The 16,374-nt window shown below is 73.1% G+C and carries 14 protein-coding genes; 9 read left to right on the forward strand and 5 right to left on the reverse strand.

Annotated elements, in window-relative coordinates; genetic code table 11:
- Positions 1-6: 6 nt before the first annotated feature.
- Positions 7-1,155, forward strand: coding sequence for a CaiB/BaiF CoA transferase family protein (locus OG776_RS36895; RefSeq protein WP_148008298.1), 1,149 nt, complete (start codon positions 7-9; stop codon positions 1,153-1,155).
- On the opposite strand, the gene OG776_RS36900 is transcribed toward OG776_RS36895, so the two are convergent.
- Together OG776_RS36900 and OG776_RS36905 are read right to left on the reverse strand one after the other, a co-directional pair.
- Entirely contained in the window at positions 1,147-1,719 is a 573-nt protein-coding gene (locus OG776_RS36900) for a TetR/AcrR family transcriptional regulator (protein ID WP_148008299.1), read from the reverse strand. The genes OG776_RS36895 and OG776_RS36900 overlap by 9 nt on opposite strands.
- 62 nt (positions 1,720-1,781) lie before the next feature.
- Complete coding sequence (locus OG776_RS36905; protein ID WP_148008300.1) at positions 1,782-2,345, reverse strand: PadR family transcriptional regulator; 564 nt, start codon at positions 2,343-2,345, stop codon at positions 1,782-1,784.
- Between the two features lie 83 nt (positions 2,346-2,428).
- On the opposite strand from OG776_RS36905, the gene OG776_RS36910 reads away from it, so the two are divergent.
- Both OG776_RS36910 and OG776_RS36915 read left to right on the forward strand, forming a co-directional pair.
- Entirely contained in the window at positions 2,429-2,830 is a 402-nt protein-coding gene (locus OG776_RS36910; protein ID WP_148008301.1) for a nuclear transport factor 2 family protein, read from the forward strand.
- A gap of 195 nt (positions 2,831-3,025) precedes the next feature.
- Entirely contained in the window at positions 3,026-3,418 is a 393-nt protein-coding gene (locus tag OG776_RS36915; protein WP_148008476.1) for a ferredoxin, read from the forward strand.
- Here the strand turns inward: OG776_RS36915 and OG776_RS36920 are convergent.
- Entirely contained in the window at positions 3,407-4,006 is a 600-nt protein-coding gene (locus OG776_RS36920) for a histidine phosphatase family protein (protein ID WP_148008302.1), read from the reverse strand. The two genes, OG776_RS36915 and OG776_RS36920, sit on opposite strands and share 12 nt — an antisense overlap.
- 321 nt (positions 4,007-4,327) lie before the next feature.
- Here OG776_RS36920 and OG776_RS36925 point away from each other — a divergent pair, with 321 nt between their 5' ends.
- Together OG776_RS36925 and OG776_RS36930 are read left to right on the forward strand one after the other, a co-directional pair.
- Positions 4,328-4,549: a CbtB domain-containing protein gene (locus OG776_RS36925; protein WP_148008303.1), complete on the forward strand. Its 222-nt coding sequence runs from the start codon at positions 4,328-4,330 to the stop codon at positions 4,547-4,549.
- Between the two features lie 126 nt (positions 4,550-4,675).
- The gene (locus OG776_RS36930; RefSeq protein WP_148008304.1) at positions 4,676-5,866 is read left to right on the forward strand and encodes an acyl-CoA dehydrogenase family protein; all 1,191 of its coding nucleotides are present in this window, start codon (positions 4,676-4,678) and stop codon (positions 5,864-5,866) included.
- A 25-nt stretch (positions 5,867-5,891) separates the two neighbouring features.
- Here OG776_RS36930 and OG776_RS36935 read toward each other — a convergent pair whose 3' ends face one another.
- The gene (locus tag OG776_RS36935; protein ID WP_148008305.1) at positions 5,892-6,338 is read right to left on the reverse strand and encodes a hypothetical protein; all 447 of its coding nucleotides are present in this window, start codon (positions 6,336-6,338) and stop codon (positions 5,892-5,894) included.
- Between the two features lie 357 nt (positions 6,339-6,695).
- Here OG776_RS36935 and OG776_RS36940 point away from each other — a divergent pair, with 357 nt between their 5' ends.
- The 4 genes from OG776_RS36940 (at position 6,696) to OG776_RS36955 (ending at position 13,803) form a co-directional block, all read left to right on the forward strand.
- Positions 6,696-8,978 (forward strand): serine/threonine-protein kinase, encoded by a 2,283-nt coding sequence (locus tag OG776_RS36940; RefSeq protein ID WP_148008306.1) that lies wholly within the window; start codon positions 6,696-6,698, stop codon positions 8,976-8,978.
- A 322-nt stretch (positions 8,979-9,300) separates the two neighbouring features.
- Complete coding sequence (locus OG776_RS36945; protein ID WP_329323276.1) at positions 9,301-10,866, forward strand: phytoene desaturase family protein; 1,566 nt, start codon at positions 9,301-9,303, stop codon at positions 10,864-10,866.
- 265 nt (positions 10,867-11,131) lie between these two features.
- Complete coding sequence (locus OG776_RS36950; RefSeq protein ID WP_148008308.1) at positions 11,132-12,244, forward strand: NAD(P)H-dependent flavin oxidoreductase; 1,113 nt, start codon at positions 11,132-11,134, stop codon at positions 12,242-12,244.
- Complete coding sequence (locus tag OG776_RS36955) at positions 12,241-13,803, forward strand: acyl-CoA synthetase (RefSeq protein WP_148008309.1); 1,563 nt, start codon at positions 12,241-12,243, stop codon at positions 13,801-13,803. Before OG776_RS36950 ends, OG776_RS36955 begins: the two co-directional genes overlap by 4 nt.
- Positions 13,804-13,870: 67 nt before the next feature.
- On the opposite strand, the gene OG776_RS36960 is transcribed toward OG776_RS36955, so the two are convergent.
- Positions 13,871-16,354, reverse strand: coding sequence for a penicillin acylase family protein (locus OG776_RS36960; protein ID WP_329323278.1), 2,484 nt, complete (start codon positions 16,352-16,354; stop codon positions 13,871-13,873).
- Positions 16,355-16,374 lie beyond the last annotated feature (20 nt).

The following is a 16,374-nucleotide window of genomic DNA, read 5'->3' on the forward strand; positions in this document are numbered from 1 at the left end:
AAGGCCATGCAGTCCAGAGATGGATCCGCCGGCCCGCTCGCGGGTCTGCGCGTCCTGGAACTCGCGGGACTCGGGCCGGCTCCGCACGCGGCCATGGTGCTGGCCGACCTCGGCGCCGACGTCGTACGGGTCGAGCGGCCACGCGGCCGGGCGCTCAGCCTGGGCCCCGCCGGCGCCACCGACGCCGTGCAGCGCGGACGCCGGTCGGTCTTCGCCGACCTCAAGAAAACCGCGGGCCGCGCACTGGTGCGTGGCCTGGCGGCACGGGCCGACGTCCTCATCGAGGGTCTGCGGCCGGGAGTCGCCGAGCGGCTCGGGGTCGGCCCGGACGACTGCCGCGGTGCGAACCCGGGACTCGTGTACGCCCGGATCACCGGCTGGGGCCAGGACGGCCCGCTCGCCCAGGACCCCGGGCACGATCTGAACTACATCGGCATCACCGGCGTCCTGCACGCGATGGGCCGCGAGGACGGGCCGCCGGCCCCGCCGCTGAACCTCGTGGGCGACTTCGGCGGCGGTTCCATGCTGCTGGTCGTGGGTGTCCTGGCCGCTCTCTGGGAGCGCACGCGCTCCGGTGCGGGGCAGGTCGTCGACGCGGCCATGGTCGACGGGACCGCGCTCCTGGGCCAGATGGCGTACGCGCTGCGCGGCATGGGGGAGTGGTCCGACGAACGGTGCTCGAACCTGCTCGACGGCGCCGCGCCTTTCTACGACACCTACGTGTGCGGCGACGGAAAGTACGTGGCCGTCGCCGCACTCGAACCCCAGTTCTTCGCGGCCCTGCTGGACGGGCTGGATCTCGTCCCCGCCGAGCTGCCCGCGCAGGGCGACCGAGACGGGTGGCCGGTGCTGCGGTCGTGCTTCGAGGGCCGGTTCGCCTCCCGTCCGCGCGACCAGTGGGCGGAGCACTTCGCGGGGACGGACGCCTGCGTGACGCCCGTGCTCACCTTCGCCGAGGCGGGAGCGCATCCGCACCTGGTGGCCCGGCGCACCCTGGTCGAGGTCGACGGCATCCTGCAGGCCGCCCCCGCGCCACGTTTCTCCCGTACCCCCGGCCGGCGGCCCTCGGCGCCCGGGGCGGCGGGCGCGGACACCGAGTCGGTGCTCAGGGACTGGGGCGTCGCTCCCGCGCCGCCGGCCGTCCGGTCAGGGTGAGACGGCGTGCACGATGAGGGAGGCCAGCTCCGCGTAGGCCTCGGCGTCGCTGAGTCCGGTGCGCGCGGTCACCTCGCCGCGCTGGATCTCCTGCATGGTGGCGGCCACGACCTCGCCCACGAAGGCGGCGTGGACGTCACGGAAAGCACCCGCGGCGACACCGTCGGCGATCAACTGCCGCAGCCGGCCCGCGGCGAGGCGGGTGTTGGCCTCGTACACCTCGCGGGCCGGCTCGAACTGGGCCATGTCGTCGAGGAATCGCCGGGACAGCGGCCGCAACTGCTCCGCGACCCCGTTCAGGTAGACCACCACACGGTCGGCCGGCGCGGAGGTGTCCGCGACCTGCTTCTCGATGGCGCCGGCCGCCTCCCGGAAGTAGTGCTTCACCGCTTCCCGAACCAACTCCTGCTTGCTTCCCGCGAGTTGGTACAACGTCGTCTTCGAGCAGCGCAATCGCTCGGTCAGCTCGTCGAGCGTGAAGGACGCGAACCCCTCCGCCGCCAGCAGGGCGACGAGCCGTTCGAGGAGGTCTGTCTGGCGCGCTGTTCGACGTGTGGACGGCATGACCTCAGCGTAACCGCTCGCCTCCGGCGGGCCGGAGCCCGCCGGGGATCACGGGACGGCCCTCAGCGGCGGACCGCGGCCCGCCGCTCCAGGACGGCCAGGGCCCGTTCGGCCCACCGGATGTTCTCCTCCTCGAAGGAGCGTCCGCGCATCAGCGTGAGATAGGGGCCCACCCGTTCCGCGTGGGCCAGGAACTCCTCCTCGGTGCGGCCGTCCAGCAGCCGTACGCGCAGTCGCTCGTAGCGGGCCAGCTTGGCGCGCGCCCACTCCAGCCGCTCGGCGATCGCCGCCCGTACCGCCGTGTCGTCGCCCGCGTCGACGGACTGGACCTTGACCAGCAGTTCGTCGCGGATGGCGGTGGGCTTCGGAGGGTCCGCGGTGAACTCGCGCAGGGCGGCGCGGCCCGCCGCGGTGAGGGAGAAGACCCGCTTGTTCGGGCGCCGCTCCTGCCGTACCAGCCGGGCCTCGATCAGCCCTTCGGACGCCATCCGCTCCAGTTCCCGGTAGAGCTGCTGGGGAGTCGCCATCCAGAAGTTGGCCACGGAGGCGTCGAACCCCTTGGCCAGGTCGTATCCCGACGCCTCACCCTCCAGGAGCGCGGCGAGGACCGCGTTGCGCAATGCCATGGGCCAAGGCTAGACGGCATACACCCCCGCGACTAATCTGTTACGCACCTATTCAATTAATTGACTATGAGAGCGGGGCCCCGATGCACCCTTTCCGCAAGGCCGTGGAGGCCGGAGACCTGGACGCGGTCGAGGAGCTGCTGGCCGACGACGTCGTGTTCACCAGCCCCGTGGCCTTCAAGCCCTATCCCGGCAAGGCGATCACCGCGGCCATCCTGCGCGGGGTCACCCGCGTCTTCACCGACTTCCGCTACGTCCGGGAGATCGCGGGCGCGGACGGCCGTGACCACGCCCTGGTCTTCACCGCGAAGGTCGGCGACAAGGAGATCAACGGCTGCGACTTCCTGCACTTCGACGAGGACGGCAGAATCGACGACCTGATGGTCATGGTGCGGCCGCTCTCGGCGGCCCACGCGCTCTCCGAGGCGATGGGCGCGCAGTTCGAGCGGATCTCGCGGGAGGCGGCGGAGGCCGGGAACCGCTGAACCGCGCCCCCGGGGCCGACACCCCGCGCGGTGTTTGACGCGATCCCCGGGGGCTACCCGCGCCGGGTGACCACGACGAACACGAAGACGAACACGACGAACACGACGAAGACGAAGCCGACGAAGAAGACGAAGCCGAGGTCGAATCCGGCCACGAAGGCGGGGCCGGACCGTCAGGCCGGCCCGGAGCCGGCCATCACGGCGCGGTCCGCCGCACCGGCACCCGGACAGGAACCGATCCGGTTCCTGGAGGACCGCTTCGACTGCGCCCAGGCCTGCGTGGAGTGCGCCCGCGCCTGCGCGCTGCGCGTCAGCTGCCTCGATCCCGACGGGTCCGCGGTGCGTCGACTCGCCCGGCGTACGGGTCTCCTGTGCGCCGAGGTGTGCGACGCGACCTGCCTCGTCCTGGACGGGCAGCACCCTCGCGGCGAGGCAGGCATCCGCGCGCAGGTCGAGTGGTGCCGGTCCGTCTGCCGCGAGTGCGCGGACGTCTTCGACCGGTGTCCCGGCGCGCGGGCCGGTGCGCGGGCCTGCCGTATGTGCGCCCAGGCCTGCACCGACTTCCTCGCCACGCTGCTACCGGCCTGATCCGTCCGCGCCCGTCGGCGGCGTGAGCGGCCGTCCCGCCCGGACGTTCCAGCGTCCGGACCGGCCGCTGAACTCGGTGGCGGTCAGGGGCGGCACGTCGACCCGCCAGAACGAAGCCTCCGGCGCGCCCAGCACCCGTACCACCATCGCCCGTACGACCTCCGGTTCCACCACGGCGACGGTCCTGCCCGTCGACGGAGCGGCTGTGTCCAGGTGGTGCGCGATCCGGTCGCAGAAGGCCCGTACCGACTCCCCGCCGTGCGGCGCCGCGTCGGGGTCGCCCAGCCACCGGACCACCGCCTCCGGCTCCGCGGCGCTCACCTCCTCCAGGGTCGCCCCGCGCCACCGGCCCACGTCGAGGCCGGCCAACTCCGGTGCGTCCACCGCCTGTCCCAGGCCCAGTGCGTCGGCCGTCCCGCGGCACCGCACGCTGGGGGAGACCCAGACCCGCTCGGCACCGGGGACGGTGCCGGCCGCGGCGCGCGCGAGCCGCAGTCCCGCCGCGTCCACCGCGGCCCCGTCGTCGAAACGGGCCTCCCGCAGCGCCGCGCTGTGCGCGGCGGAGATCAGGATCACTCGGCTCGTCATACGTCCACCCTCGTGCGCTGTCGTGGTCGCCCCTGCCCAAGTCCCCTGCCGGGGCGGGGAATCCGGCGACCCTCCGCCGGCCGCGGGGCGCGACCTCGGTCCGGTCGTGCGCCCTTGGCCCGGTCCCGGCTTCGCGGTACCGTCTGGATGATATTGACGACGGTTCGGCGGAAGTCCGGTGGGAGTCCGGCACGGTCGCGCCACTGTATGCCGGCACGCGCCGTCCCTTCCGGGGCGAGGGTGACCGGGCGAGTCAGACCCGTGGCCGTCGTCCCGTGCACCACCGAGACGGGACGCGAGTTCCCCAGGAGGTACCGCCCCATGGCGCAGTCAGTCGCCCGGCCGACCGTCGGCCCCGCCGCCGTTCCCGGCAAGCTGCCGATCGGCGCGATCGCCCCCTGGGCGGTCTTCTTCGGCATCCTGATGCTGGTCCTGCTCTACTTCGTCGGCGCCGAACAGGGCGCCACCTCCCTCGTGTCCGGCGAGAACGTCCACGAGTGGGTGCACGACGCCCGCCATCTCCTCGGATTCCCCTGCCACTGACGGCTCGCACGGAAGGGGGCGCCCCACCGGGGCGCCCCCTCGCGCATGTCACCGCCATTCCCTATTTCTGGAACACGTTCTACGGTGTGCGCCGTCAGGTCCCGCCTTGGGGAGCCAGGAGGCGCCGTGCATCTCGAATACACGCCGGACCAGCAGCGGTTGCGGACCGAACTGCGCGACTACTTCGCCGAGCTGGTGCCCGACAACGCCTACGCCCGGTACGGCGACCCGGCGGCGCAGAAGCGGTTCTACCGTGACACGATCCGCCGCCTCGGCGCGGACGGGCGGCTCGGTGCGGGCTGGCCGAAGGAGTACGGCGGCAGCGGGCTCACGCCCATGGAGCAGTTCATCTTCTTCGACGAGGCCGCCCAGGCGGGCGTGCCGCTGCCCCTGATGGCGCTGAACACCGTCGGTCCGACCCTCATGCGGTACGGCACGGAGGAGCAGAAGGGATACTTCCTGCCCCGGATCCTCTCCGGCGAGATCGACTTCGCGATCGGCTACAGCGAACCGGACGCGGGCACCGATCTGGCCGCGCTGAAGACCCGGGCCGTGCGCGAGGGCGACGAGACCACCGGCCACTACAGGGTCGACGGGCAGAAGATCTGGACGACGAACGGGGACACCGCCGACTGGGTGTGGCTCGCGGTGCGCACCGACCCGGACGCCCCGCCCCACCAGGGCATCACGATGCTCCTCGTGCCGACCTCCGACCCCGGCTACTCCTGCACCCTCATCAACACCCTCGCCTCGCACGACACCACCGCCAGCTACTACGAGAACATCCGGGTGCCCGTCTCCCGCCGGGTCGGCGAGGAGAACAAGGGCTGGCGGCTGATCACCAACCAGCTCAACCACGAGCGCGTCACCCTCGCCGCCCACGGCACCATGGCGATCCGCGCGCTGCACGACGTCCAGCGCTGGGCCATGGAGACCAAGCTCGCCGACGGCCGCCGGGTCGTCGACCTTCCCTGGGTGCGCCGACGGCTCGCGCTGACCCACGCCCGGCTCGACGCCATGAAGCTCCTGAACTGGCAGATGGTCAACGCCGTCCAGGAGGGCACGCTCACCCCGCAGGACGCGTCCGCGGTCAAGGTGTACGGCTCCGAGGCGCGCCGGGACGCGTACGCCTGGCTCATGGAGATCGTCGCCGCGCCGGGTGTCCTGAAGGAGGGGTCGGCGGGCGCGGTCCTCCACGGGGAACTGGAACGCGGCTACCGGTCGGCCGTGATCTTCACCTTCGGCGGCGGCAACAACGAGATCCAGCGCGAGATCATCTCGTGGATCGGGCTGGGGATGCCGCGGGTGCGGCGCTGAGCCGCCGGTGCGGCGGCCCGGGTCCTCACAGCGACCAGCGGCAGTACAGGCGCAGGCCCGCCGACCGGGCGCGTCGTGCCAGGCCGGTGAGGGCCTCCAGGGCGCCGGCCGCCGTCTCCGCGTCGACCTGGTTGTGCCGCAGTTCGGCCGTGGCGGACCACGACCGGGCGAAGCGCCGCAGGTCGTCCCCGGACGCGGCGGTGAGGGCGTTCACGAGTGTGTCCGACACGCTGAACACGAGCGGGCCGTCGACGTCCGCCTCGGACAGCAACAGCCCGGAGCGCGGGTCTCGGCCGGCCTCCTCGTGGCCGCAGCCCGTCACGATCGCTTCGAGCCGGGCGAGGGCGGCCACCGGGTCGATCCCCTTCAGGGAGACCGTGTCGCGCGCGGGCCGCTCCGGTTCCCCGGGGGAGGAGGCAGCCGCGACAGCGGCTTCGTCGTCGGCGGCGGAGAAGTAGTCGCACAGGGGCATAGCGCGGATTCTGGCACCCGGGACCGACAGCCCTCCCGGTACGTCCGGGGCACATGACGGCCGAACCTCCGCGGCGGCCCTCGGAGTCACAGGCGGGGGAAGGGCTTCGGCGGCGCGCACGGTGAACGGGGTTCGGAGGCAGTCGCGTCGGTCTGGACTCGGTGGTGAGCGGGCCCCGCTCCCCGGAGGCCACCGTCCGCGCCGCCCGAGAGGCGTCCGTACGGACACGTTCCGCGTACGCAGGCGCGATACGTCCCCGGATCACGCCCGGCGCTGTACCAAGTCGGCAGATAACTCGCCATACTGGGACGTGCCAGGGGAGAGTGCGGCGAGCAGTGACGGGGGCGATCGCACGAGATGGCGGAGACCAGGCTGCTCCAGAGCCGGTACCGGCTGCTCGATCTCATCGGGCGGGGAGGCATGGGCGAGGTGTGGCGCGCCCGCGACGAGTCGCTGGGGCGGCACGTCGCCGTGAAGTGCCTCAAACCGCTCGGCCCGCACCGGGATCCGTCCCTGACGGACGTCCTGCGGGAGAGGTTCCGGCGCGAGGCGCGGGTGGCCGCCGCGCTGCAGCACCGCGGGGTGACCGTGGTGCACGACTTCGGCGATTCCGACGGCGTGCTGTACCTGGTCATGGAACTCCTGGAGGGCCACGACCTCGGCCAGGTGCTGGCGCACAACCGTCGGCATCCGCTGCCGGTCGCGGACGTCGTCGACATCGCCGACCAGGTGTCGGCCGCGCTCGCCTACACCCATCAGCAGGGCATCGTGCACCGCGACCTGAAGCCGGCGAACATCATGCGGCTCGCCGACGGCACCGTGAAGATCTGCGACTTCGGCATCGCCAGGCTGGGCCAGGACATCGGCCTCACCGCCCGGCTGACCGGCACCGGCATCGCGATGGGGACCCCGCACTACATGTCGCCGGAGCAGATCAACGGTGCGGAGGTCGACCGGCGCAGCGATCTGTACTCCTTCGGATGTGTGCTCTACGAGATCGCCACCGGGGCGCCGCCGTTCGACCTCGACGACGCGTGGGCGGTCCTCCTCAGCCACCGGGACACCTCTCCCGAGCCGCCACGCAGACACCGGGCCGAACTGCCCGAGTACGTGGAGCGGATCATCCTCGATCTGCTGGCCAAGGAGCCGGACCGACGCCCGCAGGACGCGTGCGAACTCGGCCGCCGGATCACCGAGGGCCGTACGACACCGGCCTACGTGCCGACCGTCGTCTCCCCGCCCCTCGGACGGACGGCCCCCGCCCGTCGCGTCCTGGCGGTCTCGCCACCGGCTTCCCCGGACCCTACGCTGCCCTCCTGGACGCGCGGCATGACCACCGGTCTCAAGGCGACCGGCACCGGTCCGCGTCCCATACCGTCGGACGCGGCGGCCGGACTGACCGGCGCGTGGACCGTCCGCCCGGCGGCGACGGACACCGGTCCCGCGCAGCGCCTCGCCGAACATCCCGCGCCGTCGGCGGAGTTGGTCACCATGCTCGCCGGGCGCCACCACGCGGGCCTGAGCCTGGGTCGGCTCGGCCGGTGGGCCGAGGCGGGCGAGGTGCACCGGGCGGTCGCCGCCGAACGGGAGCAGGTCCTCGGGCCCGACCACGCCGACACACTGGCCAGCCGGTACGAGGTCGGCTTCACCCTCAGCCGTACGGGGCGGCCCGCCGACGCGCTGCACGCCTACGCGCACGTCGCGGAGGCGAGGGAACGGGTCCTCGGCCCCGACCATCCCGACACGCTGGCCGCCCGGCAGGAATCCGCCTACGTACTGGGACAGTTGGGCCGTCACTTCGAGGCGCACCAGATCTATGTGTCCGTACTCGCCGCCCGCGAACGGGCCATGGGCTCCGATCATCCCGACACCCTGCGCTGCCGGCACAACCTCGCCTTCAACCTGAACCGGCTGGGCCGGCTGGAGGACTCCCACCGGATGGCGAGCGAGGTCGCGGACGCCCGTGCGCGGGTGCTCGGTCCGGCCCATCCCGACACCCTCCTCACGCGGTACGAAGTCGCCTACACGCTCGGTCAGTTGGGGCGGCTGTCGGAGGCGCTGCGGACCTACGAGGAAGTGGCGGGTGCGCGGGCGCGGGCGCTCGGGCCCGACCACCCGGACACGCTCTCCGCCCGCTACGAGGTGTGTGTCAGTCTGGGCCGGCTCGGTCGCAGCGCCGAGGCGCTGGTGCTGTACCGCGACCTGATCGACGACCGCACCCGCGTGCACGGCCCCGCCCACCCCGAGACCCTGCGGGCCCGGCACGGACTCGGGGTCAACCTCGGCCGCACGGAGCGCTGGGAGGAGGCGCTCGCCGAGTCCCGCGACGTGTGCGAGATCCGTGAGCGCGTCCTCGGCCCCGGTCATCCGGACACCCTGGTCAGCCGCCGCGAGGTCGCCGTCGGACTCGGCTGGCTCGGGCGCTGGGCCGACGCCCTGGCCGAATACCGCGCCGTCGCCGTCGCACGCGAGCACGTGCTGGGCGAGGGGCACCCCGACGCCCTGGCGGCCCGCGGCGACGAGGCCCACTGCCTGGAACAGCTGGGACGCGCCCAGGAGGCGGTGGACCTGTACCGCCGCGTCGCGACACTGCGGCGGCCGGGGGAGGCCGGGGGCACCGGGCCCCGGGCCGGGTTCTGACCTGCCTGGGCCGGGTTCCGGCCCATGGCCCGGGTTCCGGCCCCTGTTCCGGTTCCGACTCACCGGGGCCCGGTTCCGGCCCCGGGCCGCACCGACACGGCGCCGTCCGATGCGGAAGCGCCGGGCGCGGAACCGTCTGCCGCGCAACCGCCCGCAACGGAACCGTCTGCCGCGGAGCCGCCCGCCACCGAGCCGTCCGCCCCGAAGCGTCCCGACGCGTAGCCGTCCGGCACGGACTCGTCCTCGCCGGATGACCGTCCGGGCGCCCGCCGGCTGCCGCGTACCCCTGGCAGACCTAGATCATCGCGTGCTACCAAGAACCATGCCTGTAGACGAGGGATATGACGTCGTGATCGTCGGCGGGGGCCACAACGGTCTCGTCGCCGCCGCCTATCTGGCCCGGGCCGGACGCTCCGTCCTGGTGCTGGAGCGACTGGGGAACACCGGCGGTGCCGCCGTGTCCACCCGGCCGTTCGCCGGGGTGGACGCGCGGCTGTCGCGCTACTCGTACCTGGTCAGCCTGCTGCCCCGGAAGATCGTCCGTGACCTCGGCCTCGACTTCCGGGTCCGCGGGCGCACCGTGTCCTCGTACACGCCCGTGGAACGCGACGGACGGGCCACCGGACTGCTCGTCGGGGGCGGCGAGCGCCGCACGCGTGAGGCGTTCCGGCGGCTGACCGGATCGGACCGCGAGTACGAGGCCTGGCAGCGCTTCTACGGAATGACCGGCCGGGTCGCCCAGCGGGTGTTCCCGACCCTCACCGAACCGCTGCCCACCCGGGACGAACTGCGCGGCCGGATCGACGACGAGGACGCCTGGCGGGTGCTCTTCGAGGAGCCGGTCGGCGTCGCCGTCGAGGAGAACTTCAGTGACGACCTCGTGCGGGGCGTCGTCCTCACCGACGCCCTCATCGGCACCTTCGCCGACGCCCACGACCCCTCACTGCGGCAGAACCGCTGTTTCCTCCATCACGTGATCGGCGGCGGCACCGGCGCCTGGGACGTCCCGGTCGGCGGTATGGGGGCGCTGACGGACGCGATCGCCGGTGCGGCGCGCGGGGCGGGCGCCGTGATCGCCACGGGTCACGAGGCGATCCGTGTCGAGACCGACGGCCGGAGCGCGGAGGTGACCTACCGGACCGCCGACGGGGAGGGCGTGGTCGCGGCCCGGCACGTGCTGGTGAACGCGTCGCCACAGGAGCTGGCGACCCTCACGGGGGAAGTGGCGCCGGCCCCGGCCGAGGGCGCGCAGCTCAAGGTCAACATGCTGCTCAAGCGGCTCCCGAAGCTGCGCGACAGCTCCGTCGACCCGCGCGAGGCGTTCTCCGGCACCTTCCATGTCGCCGAGGGCTACGAGCAGTTGGCGACCGCCCACGCGCAGGCGGCCGCCGGCCGGCTGCCCGCGGCGCCGCCGTCGGAGATCTACTGTCACTCCCTCACGGACCCCACCATCCTCGGCCCGGAGCTGGTCGCGCGGGGCTACCAGACCCTGACGCTCTTCGGACTGCACACCCCCGCCCGGCTCTTCGAGCGGGACAACGACGCCGTGCGCGAGGAACTGCTGAAGTCGACCCTGGCGCAGTTGGACGCCCAGCTCGCCGAGCCGCTCACGGACTGTCTGGCCACCGACGCGGAGGGCCGCCCCTGCATCGAGGCGAAGACCCCGCTCGACCTGGAACGCGACCTGCGGCTGCCCGGCGGCAACATCTTCCACCGCGACCTCGCCTTCCCGTACGCCCAGGAGGGCACGGGCCGCTGGGGCGTGGAGACGGCGCACGCGAACGTCCTGCTGTGCGGCGCGGGCGCGGTCCGCGGCGGCGGGGTGAGCGGGGTGCCGGGGCACAACGCGGCCATGGCCGTGCTGGAGTCGCCGGGCCAGGGAGGCTGAGGCCTGCCGAGGGCGATCCCGTGCGTGGCGGCGGGCTCTGGCAGCCTGCCGCCGCACGACCGGGTCCGCCCGGCCGCCGTGGACGGGCGGCCCCCACCGATTCCGGGCCGGCCCGGAATCGGTTCAACCGCCGTCGGACCGTGACGCTTCCGAGAAATCTCCCGTCGGCCGAGAGCGGGCCGATCTCCCGGGCGGGGCCGATGAGATCTGACGGAGTATCAGTAAACCTCTTCCCTCGTCCGGACGACTGCGGCATCCTGCGGCCATGCAGACGGAGCTGAGCAAGCAACTGGGGGTCGAGCACGCCATCTTCGGCTTCACGCCGTTTCCCGCCGTTGCCGCGGCCATCAGTCGCGCGGGCGGTCTCGGGGTGCTCGGCGCGGTCCGCTACACCGCCCCGGACGACCTCAAGCGCGACTTGGACTGGGTCGAGGCGAACGTCGGCGGCAGGCCCTACGGCCTGGACGTGGTGATGCCGGCCAAGAAGGTCGAGGGGGTCTCCGAGGCGGACGTCGAGGCGATGATCCCCGAGGGGCACCGCCGGTTCGTCGCGGACACCCTCGCCAAGTACGGCGTGCCCGGCCTCGACGAGGGGGAAGCGGTCGGCTGGCGCATCACGGGCTGGATGGAACAGGTCGCCCGCACCCAGCTCGACGTCGCCTTCGACTATCCGATCAGACTGCTCGCCAACGCGCTGGGCTCACCCCCCGACGATGTCGTACGGCGCGCGCACGAGCGGGGAGTGCTCGTCGCGGCGCTCGCGGGCAGCGCCCGGCACGCCCGCAAGCACGCCGAGGCCGGCATCGACATCGTCGTCGCGCAGGGCTACGAGGCGGGCGGCCACACCGGCGAGATCGCCTCCATGGTGCTCACCCCTGAGGTCGTGGACGCCGTCGACCCGCTGCCCGTCCTCGCGGCGGGCGGCATCGGCAGCGGACAGCAGGTGGCCGCCGCGCTCGGCCTCGGCGCCCAGGGCGTGTGGCTCGGCTCCCTGTGGCTGACCGTCACCGAGGCCGACCTGCACTCGCCGGCCGTGACCCGCAAGCTGCTGGCCGCCGGGTCCGGCGACACCGTCCGTTCGCGCGCGCTGACCGGGAAACCGGCCCGTCAGCTGCGCACCGAGTGGACCGACGCGTGGGACGACCCGCACGGTCCCGGCACCCTGCCCATGCCCCTGCAGGGGCTGCTGGTGGCCGAGGCCGTCTCCCGCATCCAGAAGTACGAGGTCGAGCCGCTGCTCGGGACGCCCGTCGGGCAGATCGTCGGCCGGATGAACAGCGAGCGCAGCGTCCAGGCCGTCTTCGACGACCTGACCCGCGGTTTCGAGCAGGCCGTCGACCGCCTCGACCGGATCGCCGGAAGGAGCCACCGACCGTGACCACGACCACCCCGCCCTCACCGAACGGCTTCTGGGCCCAGGCCGCCGCCGACCCCGGCCGGACGGTCCTCGTCACCCCGGACGGGGACGAGTGGACCGCCGGCCGTCTGCACACGGCGGCCAACCGCCTGGTGCACGGGCTGCGCGCGGCCGGCCTCGCACGCGGCGACGCGTTCGCGGTCGTGCTGCCCAACGGCGTGGAGTTCCTCGTCGCCTACCTCGCCGCCTCGCAGGCCGGTCTCTACCTCGTCCCCGTCAACCACCACCTCGTGGGCCCCGAGATCGCCTGGATCGTCTCGGACTCGGGCGCCAAGGTGCTCATCGCCCACGAACGGTTCGCCGAGGCGGCCCGCCGTGCCGCCGACGAGGCCGGCCTGCCGTCCGCGAGGCGCTACGCCGTCGGTGCGGCCGAGGGCTTCCGGCCGTACGCCGAACTCCTCGACGGGCAGGACGGATCGGCACCCGCCGACCGCACCCTCGGCTGGGTCATGAACTACACCTCGGGCACCACGGGCCGCCCGCGCGGAATCCGCCGGCCGCTGCCCGGCAAGCTCCCCGAGGAGTCCTACCTCGGGGGATTCCTCGGCATCTTCGGCATCAGGCCCTTCGACGACAACGTCCACCTCGTCTGCTCGCCGCTCTATCACACCGCCGTGCTCCAGTTCGCGGGCGCGTCCCTGCACATCGGCCACCGGCTGGTGCTGATGGACAAGTGGACCCCCGAGGAGATGCTCCGGGCCGTCGACACCCACCGGTGCACCCACACCCATATGGTCCCGACCCAGTTCCACCGGCTGCTGGCGCTCCCCGAGGAGGTGCGGGCCCGCTACGACGTGTCGTCGATGCGGCACGCCATCCACGGCGCGGCCCCCTGTCCCGACCATGTGAAACGGGCCATGATCGAGTGGTGGGGCCACAGCGTCGAGGAGTACTACGCGGCCAGCGAGGGCGGCGGCGCCTTCGCGACCGCCGAGGACTGGCTGAAGAAGCCGGGGACCGTCGGCAAGGCCTGGCCCATCAGCGAACTGGCCGTCTTCGACGACGACGGCAGACGGCTGCCTCCCGGTGAACTCGGCACCGTCTACATGAAGATGAGCACCGGCGGATTCTCGTACCACAAGGACGAGAGGAAGACCCGGAAGAACCGCATCGGCGACTTCTTCACCGTCGGCGACCTCGGCTGCCTCGACGAGGACGGCTATCTCTTCCTCCGCGACCGCAAGATCGACATGATCATCTCCGGCGGCGTCAACATCTACCCGGCCGAGATCGAGGCCGCGTTGCTCGCCCACCCCGCCGTCGCCGACGCGGCGGCCTTCGGCATCCCGCACGACGACTGGGGCGAGGAGGTCAAGGCCGTCGTCGAACCCGCGCCCGGACACCTGCCCGGAGCGGACCTGGCCGCGGACGTACTGCGCCACTGCGCGGAGCGGCTCGCCGGCTACAAGAGGCCGAGGAGCGTCGACTTCATCGAGTCGATGCCACGCGACCCGAACGGCAAACTGTACAAACGGCGGCTGCGCGAACCCTATTGGGAGGGCCGCACCCGACCCGTCTGACCCCCCGACCCGTCCTGTCCGGCTCCCCCTGGTCCCCGCCGGCCGGGCGGGGACCACGGGGAGCGGCTCAGTGCCGTTCGCCCACCCGGACCACCCGCAGTCCGGGCGAGGACAGGATGTCCTTCTCGCAGAACCGGGAGGTGACCCAGCGCCCGCCGGAGAACAGCCGCGTCTGGTCGCTGGAGTGCGGCGAGTTGGGGTTCGAGGACTGGGAGTACGTCAGGAGCGTACGGGCGACCGGGCAGCGGCCCCCGTCCCAGCCGACCGCCTGGATGTACGAGGACCCGGTGGTGACCTCGGTGTATCCGCCGCCGGCCGGGTCCCACACCGGCTCGACCTTGTCCCACACCCCCAGCCCCTCCGTGCCGCCCGGCACCGGGATGCGCTCGCCGCCCCGTACGACGAACTGGTGGGCGCCGAGCGGGGCGCCGGGCGCGATGCCCGCCGCGCGCAGCTCCGTCACGGTGTCGGCGAGGGCGGTGGCGAACCCCGGGACACCGGTGTCGAGCGTGTTCGGGGTGTGCACGGGATCGGCCGAGGAGAACGGGACCTTCCAGAGCCGCGCGGCCGGCACCAGGGCGGTCAGCCGGCGCCAGAAGCGGTCGAAGAACAGCGCGCCCCGGCTGCCCGTGTTCATGGTGTGGTCCCAGGACCCGAGCGCGCGGCACGCCCCGCTCACGTCGACGGACCGGCCGTCGCCGCCCGTCGCCCGCCGGCCCGGCAGCGCGGCGCAGGCCCGTGCCGCGTCGTCCGCGACCAGGTCACCCATGGGTGCTCGGTTGGTGAACTGCTGTGCCAGCAGGTCCCGTTCGGTGAGGCCGCCGTGCGCCGCCATCGCCGAGACGTCGTCGATCGCGCCCCGCGTGCGGATCGAGCGCGCGGTGCCGACCGTCCCGAAGATTCGCTCGTAACCGGTCACCGGCCGGTCCGCGTTGGCCAGCCAGGCACTGTCGTTGGAGTTCTCCGCGTAGGGCGCGTCCCGCAGGACGGGCATCCTCCCCGGCCCGAAGATGCCCGGCTGCACGGCGTCCCGGTCCCTGCCCGGCGCGCAGTCGCCGCGCGAACCGTCCAGGACCGCGACACCGGACGCGGGGTAGGTGACGCTCCCCAGCGGCGTCGAGCAGCGCGCCACCAGCTCGTCGGTGATCCGGGGCAGCACCTGCGACTGGGTGAACAGCGAGTGGCCGCCCGCGTCGGCGGCGATCGTGTTGACCCAGGGCAGCCCCTGGGTGGTCCTGAGGACCCTGAGCATGTCGGCGGTGCTGCGTGCCTTGCCGAAGCCGAGGGAGGTGTCCGAGATCCGCAGGTTGGCCGCGTTCGGGTCGTTGAGCGCGTACGCCGTCGTCGAGGTCCAGGGGAGCGGGAGCTGGGGCCCGAGCGAGGTGACGACGGGACCGTAACGGGTCCACCACTGGCCGCGGGTGACCGGTGCGCCGTCCTTCACACCGACCGTGACGGTCCGTCTGGTCATCGGCTCCCGGACCCCGTCCACCAGATACGTTGTCGGATCGGCCGGATCCAGCGTCAGCTGATGGAGGCTGAGGGGGACGCCCGTCGCGACCGTGTGGCTCCACGCCACCCGCGCGTTGTACCCGATCGACATCGTCACCGAGCCCAGCAGCGAACCTCCCGAGACGTCGAGCTCGCCGGGGATCGTCTGCTGCGACTGCCAGAAGCGGCGGCCTCCCTGCCAGGGGTAGTGCGGGTTGCCGAGCAGCAGACCGCGTCCGTTCGCCGTCGTCGCACCGCTGAAGGCGACGGCGTTGGACCCCATGTCGGCGCCGTCGAAGGCCTGCCGCGCGGCGCGGGCGAAACTTCGCGCGGACACACCGGCGGGCGGCGGGGAGCCGGCCGAGGAGGTGGACGGGAGTGAGGACGAGGGCGCGACCGTGCCCGGGTTCCCGCGACCGGTGGTGGCGGTCGTCGTCGGAGGCTGTGCGGCGGTGATGCCGTCCACCGCCCGGCCCTGGCCGCCGAGCACCGCCAGCGCGAAGGTGCGCGTGGCCACGTCCGCCCGGGTCACCGGCCGGACCCAGGCGGCGCCCCGGCAGGCCGGGTCGGTGACGCGGTTCTGCGCCAGCCAGGCGTTGTAGCCCGTGGCCCACCCGCGCATCAGGTCCCCGACCTGCCGGCTCGGGCCCCGCGGCGCGGGCTGGGCGAGCAGCCTCTCCACCGTGCCCGCCTCGCGCACGCCGTGGAAGTACAGGTCGCTGGAGAGGTTCCCGGTCGCCGAGGACAGTGAGCCGTCGGGCGCCGCGTCGGCGCCGAAGTACCGGGAGCGTTCGCCGCGTACGGTCACGAAGCCGTCGGCGAGTGTGCACACCTGGTCGGCGGCCTGTGCCCAGCCGGTGCCGAAGCCGAGGTCGGCGTAGTCGTCGGCGAGGATGTGCGGAACGCCGTACTCGGTGTAGCGGATCACGGCGGACAGGCCGCCCGCCGACGGACGGGACGGAGCGTGCGGTGAACGGTCCGCGGCGGCGGCCGGCGGCGCGGCCGCGGCGACGAGCAGGGCTGCGGCCAGGACGGCGAACCGTCTTGGGCGGGTGCGCATCGTGCCTCCCGACATCATCG

It is taken from the genome of Streptomyces sp. NBC_01689 (genome assembly GCF_036250675.1).
Lineage (GTDB): Bacteria > Actinomycetota > Actinomycetes > Streptomycetales > Streptomycetaceae > Streptomyces.